General features: G+C 59.3%; 5 protein-coding genes. All 5 read right to left on the reverse strand.

The window, feature by feature from the left end; translation table 11 throughout:
* Positions 1-22: 22 nt before the first annotated feature.
* Positions 23-2,536 (reverse strand): ATP-dependent Clp protease ATP-binding subunit, encoded by a 2,514-nt coding sequence (locus ACI2JZ_RS17305; protein ID WP_105659016.1) that lies wholly within the window; start codon positions 2,534-2,536, stop codon positions 23-25.
* A 269-nt stretch (positions 2,537-2,805) separates the two neighbouring features.
* On the reverse strand, positions 2,806-3,126 hold the full coding sequence (locus ACI2JZ_RS17310) for an Lsr2 family protein (protein WP_105659017.1): 321 nt from the start codon (positions 3,124-3,126) through the stop codon (positions 2,806-2,808).
* Between the two features lie 137 nt (positions 3,127-3,263).
* A complete protein-coding gene (locus ACI2JZ_RS17315) occupies positions 3,264-3,431 on the reverse strand; it encodes a hypothetical protein (RefSeq protein ID WP_404598695.1) in 168 nt (55 codons plus the stop codon).
* A 2-nt stretch (positions 3,432-3,433) separates the two neighbouring features.
* Entirely contained in the window at positions 3,434-4,948 is a 1,515-nt protein-coding gene (lysS, locus tag ACI2JZ_RS17320; RefSeq protein WP_332488537.1) for a lysine--tRNA ligase, read from the reverse strand.
* 138 nt (positions 4,949-5,086) lie between these two features.
* The gene (locus ACI2JZ_RS17325; RefSeq protein ID WP_404598698.1) at positions 5,087-7,060 is read right to left on the reverse strand and encodes a M13 family metallopeptidase; all 1,974 of its coding nucleotides are present in this window, start codon (positions 7,058-7,060) and stop codon (positions 5,087-5,089) included.
* Positions 7,061-7,265: the final 205 nt, after the last annotated feature.

Below are 7,265 nucleotides of genomic sequence, written 5' to 3' on the forward strand. Positions count from 1 at the left end.
CTATGGGTTATGCCTCTGCGGCCTAGCTTTCCAGTGCTGCCGGTGCCGGCTCGCCTTCCAGCTGGCCGGTGCCGCCTTCAGCGTGGAAGACGAACTTGCGGCTCTCGCCTTCGCCCTCGACGTCGACGGTGACCTTCTGGCCCGCAACGATCTGGCTGAAGAGGATGCGCTCGGAGAGCTGGTCCTCGATATCGCGCTGGATGGTGCGGCGCAGCGGGCGGGCACCCATTGCTGGATCGTAACCGCGCTGGGCCAGCAGGCTGCGGGCAGCCTGGGTTAGCTCGATGGTGATCTCGCGTTCTTCCAGGCGCTTGGCCAGGCGTGCGATGAACAGGTCGACGATTTCTTCGATCTCGTCCTGGTTCAGCTGCGGGAAGACCACGGTGTCATCAACACGGTTCAGGAATTCAGGGCGGAAATGCTGACGCAGTTCTTCCTGGACCTTGGCCTGCATGCGCTCGTAACCGGTCTTGGTATCCGCGGCCGACTGGAAGCCGGTCATCACACCCTTGGAGATGTCGCGGGTACCGAGGTTGGTGGTCATGATGATGATGGTGTTCTTGAAGTCCACCACACGGCCCTGGGAGTCGGTCAAGCGGCCGTCTTCCAGGATCTGCAGCAATGAGTTGAACAAGTCGGCATGCGCCTTCTCGACCTCGTCGAAGAGCACTACGGAGAACGGACGGCGGCGGACCTTCTCGGTCAGCTGCCCGCCCTCTTCGTAGCCGACGTAGCCCGGAGGAGCACCGAAGAGCCGGGAAACGGTGTGCTTCTCCGAGTATTCGGACATGTCCAGGGTGATCAGCGCGTCTTCTTCACCGAAGAGGAACTCTGCCAGCGCCTTGGCCAGCTCGGTCTTGCCTACACCGGTTGGGCCGGCGAAGATGAACGAACCACCTGGGCGGTTCGGATCCTTCAGGCCTGCACGGGTACGGCGGATCGCCTGGGAGATGGCCTTGATCGCCGAGTCCTGGCCGATGACGCGCTTGTGCAGCTCGTCTTCCATGTTCAGCAGGCGCGTGGACTCTTCCTCGGTCAGCTTCACAACCGGGATGCCGGTGGAGTTGGCAAGTACCTCGGCAATAAGGTCCTCAGTCACCTCGGAGACTTCGTCCATGTCGCCATTGCGCCAGGACTTCTCCTTCTCGTTGCGGGCCTCAATCAGCTTGGATTCCTTATCGCGCAGCGAGGCAGCCCCTTCGAAGTCCTGCGCGTCAATCGCAGCTTCCTTCTCCAGGCGCACGGTGGCGATTTCCTCGTCCATTTCCTTCAAGGCCGGAGGAGCGGTCATGCGCTGGATGCGCAGGCGTGCGCCCGCCTCGTCGATCAGGTCCACGGCCTTGTCCGGCAGGAAGCGATCGGAGATGTAGCGGTGCGCCAGCGTGGCAGCGGCCTGCAGTGCACCATCGGTGATGGTCACGCGGTGGTGCGCCTCGTAGCGGTCGCGCAGGCCACGCAGGATCTGCGTGGTCAGCTCCACCGAAGGCTCCTTGACCTGGATCGGCTGGAAGCGGCGCTCAAGCGCTGCATCCTTCTCGATATTCTTGCGGTACTCATCCAAGGTGGTGGCACCGATGGTCTGCAGTTCGCCACGAGCCAGCATCGGCTTGAGGATCGACGCGGCATCGATGGCGCCCTCGGCGGCACCAGCACCAACGAGGGTGTGGATCTCGTCGATGAACAGGATGATATCGCCACGGGTGCGGATTTCCTTGAGGACCTTCTTCAGGCGTTCCTCGAAGTCGCCGCGGTAGCGGGAGCCGGCCACCAGGGAACCGAGGTCCAGGGTGTACAGCTGCTTGTCCTTGATGGTCTCGGGCACATCGCCGCGCACGATCGACTGGGCCAGGCCCTCGACGACTGCGGTCTTGCCGACACCAGGCTCGCCGATCAGCACCGGGTTGTTCTTGGTACGGCGCGAGAGGACCTGCATGACGCGTTCCATCTCGTGCTCGCGGCCAATCACTGGATCGAGCTTGCCCTCGCGGGCAGCTGCGGTGAGGTTGCGGCCGAACTGGTCGAGCACCGCCGAGCCTGCCGGGGTGCCTTCCTGCTGTCCGCCCGAGCTGACGCCAGCGGAGGCAGTTTCCTTGCCGCCCTGGTAGCCCGAGAGCAGCTGGATGACCTGCTGGCGCACGCGACCGAGGTCAGCGCCCAGCTTCACCAGTACCTGGGCTGCGACGCCCTCGCCCTCGCGGATCAGGCCGAGCAGGATGTGCTCGGTACCAATGTAGTTATGCCCCAGCTGCAGCGCTTCGCGCAGCGAGAGCTCCAAAACCTTCTTGGCGCGAGGAGTGAACGGGATATGACCGGAAGGCGCCTGCTGGCCCTTGCCGATAATCTCCTGAACCTGCTCACGAACGGCACCCAGCGAAATATTCAGCGACTCAAGCGCCTTTGCGGCGACACCGTCGCCTTCGTGGATTAGACCGAGCAACAGGTGCTCGGTGCCGATGTAGTTGTGGTTGAGCATGCGCGCCTCTTCTTGGGCGAGCACGACAACTCGACGGGCACGGTCGGTAAATCTCTCAAACATCTTCGGCACACTCCTTGCTTACCAATAATTCGATGCTACGCACCAAGCGCCGGCAATGCGCCCTTGTTCGCCACAGGGATAACCGAAGCGGTCCCCTGGTACCGGAAATCCGTAATTGAGGTGCAATTAATTTCCAGATTTACTTGGCTCGCCAATATTGCGATGTTCAATGAAAGTATTGGATGAATTACGAACGTCGTTATAAGAATAAGAGCCGGCACGCATTGCGTGCCGGCTCTTATATTGAGACTTGTTGAAAACCTCGCAAATTACTTCGCGCGGTTTCGTCCGCCCTTGCGCATTGCAGCATTGTAGGCATCTACAACTTCTGCATTAAGGCGTCCGCGTGCGTTGACCTTGATGTTGTTTTCCTTCGCCCATGCGCGGATTGCTGGAGCTTCGCTCGCTGCAGTCTGCTTCGACGAGCGCGCCGCATCGATGTACGGCTCGATGGCTGCATGGAACTGAGCAGCATGCTCGTCGTTCAGGTCGATTTCAAAATGCTGACCAGCGACGCTGAATGCAATAGATTCAGTCGCCTCGCTACCATCAATATCGTCGATCAGGGCAATTTGAACCTGACGTGCCATTTAGGAATTCCTCCGAGCTTGAATGTACTGGACCAACTGACATTCGATCATCAGCCCATTTCAAACAACAAGCATATACAAATAGCCGCACTAAACTCTAATTATCATCAGAATTCACAAGGTTCTTTCAGGAAAGACTAATTCTCGTTTACTGGATTATTAGAATCCGAGCGATTTTGAATTAGCGCATCAGCTTCAGTTTCAGCTTGGCGTTCTTTTCGATCCGCGTTTGTAATTGCTTTCATCACGTACCAGAAAAGCAGCGCCAGGCCGATTGTCGGGACGATCGCCTCAATATATGGCATTCCTATGCCTCCGGCTTTAGGAGTGGGAACAGAATAGTTTCACGAATACCGACGTTGGTGAAAAGCATAACCAGACGATCGATACCCAAACCGATACCGCCCATCGGCGGTGCACCGTATTCCAATGCACGAAGGAAGTCTTCGTCAAGCTGCATTGCTTCCGGATCGCCGCCAGCAGCCATCAGGGACTGCTCGGTCAGGCGCTCGCGCTGGATCACCGGGTCAATCAGCTCGGAGAACGCGGTACCGCGCTCCATGCCGCCGATGATCAGGTCCCAGGCCTCGATGACTCCCGGCTTCGAGCGATGCGGGCGTGCCAGCGGCTGTGCCAGTGGCGGGTAGTCGCACACGAAGGTCGGATCGATCAAGGTCGGCTCGACGATTTCGCCGAACAGCTCGATGACCAGCTTCTGGGCGCCCCAGGCTGGATCGATCTTCACTTCGTGCTTCGCAGCGACTTCGCGCAGCACCGAAGCTTCGGTTTCCGGGGTGATCTCCACGCCGACAGCTTCGGACAGGCCAGGGTAGACGCTGACCCAGCGCCATTCGCCGTCCAGGTTAGCGGTGCCCTTGGGGGTCTCGATGGTGCGGCCGGCACCAATGGCATCAGCGGCATTGAGAATGATTTCCTTGATGCGATCGGCCATGACGTACTGGTCGGCGTAGGCTTCGTAGGATTCCAAGGTGGTGAATTCCGGCGAGTGGGTCGAGTCGACACCCTCGTTGCGGAAGATGCGCCCCACTTCGAAGACACGGTCAACACCGCCAACGACGCACCGCTTGAGGTACAGCTCGGTTGCGATGCGCAGGGTCATTTCCTGGTCAAAGGCGTTCAGGTGCGTCTTGAATGGACGGGCCGAAGCGCCACCGTGAACCAGCTGCAGCATCGGGGTCTCAACCTCGACATAGCCACGGTTCTCCAGGGTGTTGCGTACGGCGCGGACGATCGCGGCGCGCTTGTAGACCATTTCGCGGGCCTCGTTGCGCACGATCAAATCGGCGTAGCGCTGGCGCACGCGGGTCTCTTCATTCAGATCGGCGTGCAGCACCGGCAGTGGGCGCAGGGCCTTGGAAGCCATTTCCCAAGCGTCTGCCATGATGGACAGCTCGCCGCGGCGCGAGGAGATGACCTTGCCGGTCACGAACACATGGTCGCCCAGATCGACGAGCGACTTCCACTGGGCCAGGCGCTCTTCGCCAACGTTGGCAAGCGAGAGCATGACCTGCAGGCGAACCCCTTCGCCCTTCTGGCCGCCTTCCTGCAAGGTGGCGAAGCACAGCTTGCCGGTGTTGCGCATGAAAACGATGCGGCCGACGATGCCGACGACGTCTTCGGTCTCTTCACCAGCTTCGAGGTGCTCGTACTTGTCGCGGATTTCCTGCAACGAGTGGGTGCGAGCTATGCCTACCGGGTAGGCTTCCTCGCCCTTGGCCAGCAGCTGGTTGCGCTTATCGGTGCGCACCTGTCGCTGGTCGTTTGGATCTGGGGCCTGTGCGGAATTATTTTCGGAAGTCACAATAGACCATTCTACGTGTCATGGCGTGCAGTTGAAGCCCTTCATGATCAGCCTTACACAGTGATGTTGGCCCGCAACGCAGGATAGGGCAGGGGCAAAGCTGGCTTTGCCCCTGCCCTATCCATTCAGTTATGCGGTTTACCAGATTTCTACGCGGTCAGCTGGATCCAGCCACATGCCATCGCCGGGCTTGGTGCCGAAGGCCTCGTGGAAGGATGCCAGGTTCTTCGGAACCTGGTTGCAGCGGAACTCCCCGGGTGCATGCGGGTCGGTGGTCACGCGTACCACCGCGGTCTCCGGACGAATCAGCGTGCGCCAGCATTCGGCCCAGGAGTAGAAGAAGCGCTGGTCTCCGGTGATGCCGTCGATCACTTCATCTTCCTGTATGCCAAGGGCGGCCAACTCGAGCTTGTAGGCCTTGTGGGCAATGCCCAGGCCACCGAGGTCGCCGATGTTCTCGCCCAAGGTCAGTGCACCGTTGACGTTGTGTTCCGGGGCTTCTGAAGGGGACAGCGCGTTGTACTGGTCCACCAGCTTGGCGGTCAGCTTCTCGAAGGAAGCCCGGTCCTCATCGGTCCACCAATTGGTCAACTGGCCAGTGCCATCGAACTGCGAGCCCTGGTCATCGAAGCCGTGGCCGATTTCGTGGCCGATGACCGCGCCGATGCCGCCGAAATTCGAGGCGATGTCGCGGTTCACGTCGAAGAATGGCGGGCGCAGGATTGCCGCTGGGAACGCGATTTCGTTCAGCAGCGGGTGGTAGTAGGCGTTCACCGTCTGGGGGAACATGAACCACAGTTCGCGATCCACCCCGTCATCGATCTTCTTCAATTCACGAGCGAACTCGAATTCGTTCGCCGAGGCAATATTCGCGATGACGTCCAGTTCATCAGCCTGGATGGCAGAGTAGTCGATCCATTGGTTCGGGTAGCCGATCTTCGGACGGAACTTGGAAAGCTTATCCAGTGCCTTTTCGATGGTCTCCGGGCCCATCCAGGACAGTTCGCTGATCGAGATGCGGTAAGCCTCGATGAGCCGTTGAACCAGCGCGTCCATGGCGTCCTTGGCCTCTGCAGGGAAGTGCTCAGCCACGTACAGCTGGCCGATGTCTTCGCCTACAGCACCTTCGGTGAATGCGACACCTCGCTTCCAGCGTTCCTTGAGCTGTTCCACGCCACCGAGCTTGGCCGAGTAGAAGGAGAAATTCTCATTGACGAATGCGCTGGACAAGTAGGGAGCGAACGAGCGCAGCACCTGGACCCGCAACCAGTTCTTCCAGGCATCCAGCGGCTGGGAGCCGAATAGCTCAGACAATCCCTGAAGGTAGCTTGGCTGCCAGACGACAACTTCGCTGTAGTACTTCGGCTCAATGCCGGCGCCTGCCAGCCAGGTCCTCACACCCGGGAAAAGCGCGGAAAGCTCCTCATCGGACATCAGGTTGTAGCGTGCCTGAGCATCGCGGACCTTGACCCGGTCCCAGTGATGCGAGGCCATGGCCTTCTCGAGCGCTACGACATGTGCGGCCGCGGCTTCGGCATCAGCAATACCGCCAAGGGCCAGCAGGCGGCCAAGGTGGTCCTGGTAGTCGGATACGGTTTCAGCGAACTGCTCTTCGCGATAGTAGGACTCATCAGGCAGGCCCAGGCCGCCTTGCAGGAAGGTCAGCAGGTTCCGGTCCGGATTGCCGGCGTCGTTCATCGCGCCGATATCCATGAAGCCGCTGATGCCTTTGCGCTGGAAGAAACCGCATACTTCGAGCAGCTGTTCGGTGTTCTGGATATCCGAAATAGTATTCAAGAAGACAGCAACCGGATCGGCACCGCGTTCTTCGATAACGGCTTCATTCATGAATGAGCTGTAGAGGCGGGCAATGCGCTGGGTGGCGGCGTCAGTTTCTGCACCGGAATCGACCTTCTGCACTGCTTCATTAATGATTCCGTGGACCGCAGCCTCAGCCTGGTCGCGGAGTTCCATGAAGGAACCGTAAATTCCTTGATCTCCTGGAATTGTTGCTGTCTCGAACCACTTGCCATTGCTATGGCGGTAGAGATCGTCCTGGGGACGAATTGAATCGTCGCGGTATGTCAGTGGACTCGTAGTCTCGGTGGTCAAGGAAAGCCCCTCGTGTAGAAGATCTTGTTATTTCTACTACACACCTTATCTACTTCCATGAAGATAGGAAGGGCGAGGACCGCCGATGCGCGTACGGCTTAAATAGTCTAGTTAAACAGGTGAGGCCCCGGCACCAAACGGTACCAGGGCCTCAAACCATCTACTCAAGTTAAGTCCGGCGGTGACCTACTCTCCCACACCCTCA

The organism is Microbacterium sp. NPDC087868 (assembly GCF_044900755.1).
Classification (GTDB): Bacteria; Actinomycetota; Actinomycetes; order Actinomycetales; family Microbacteriaceae; genus Microbacterium; species Microbacterium galbinum.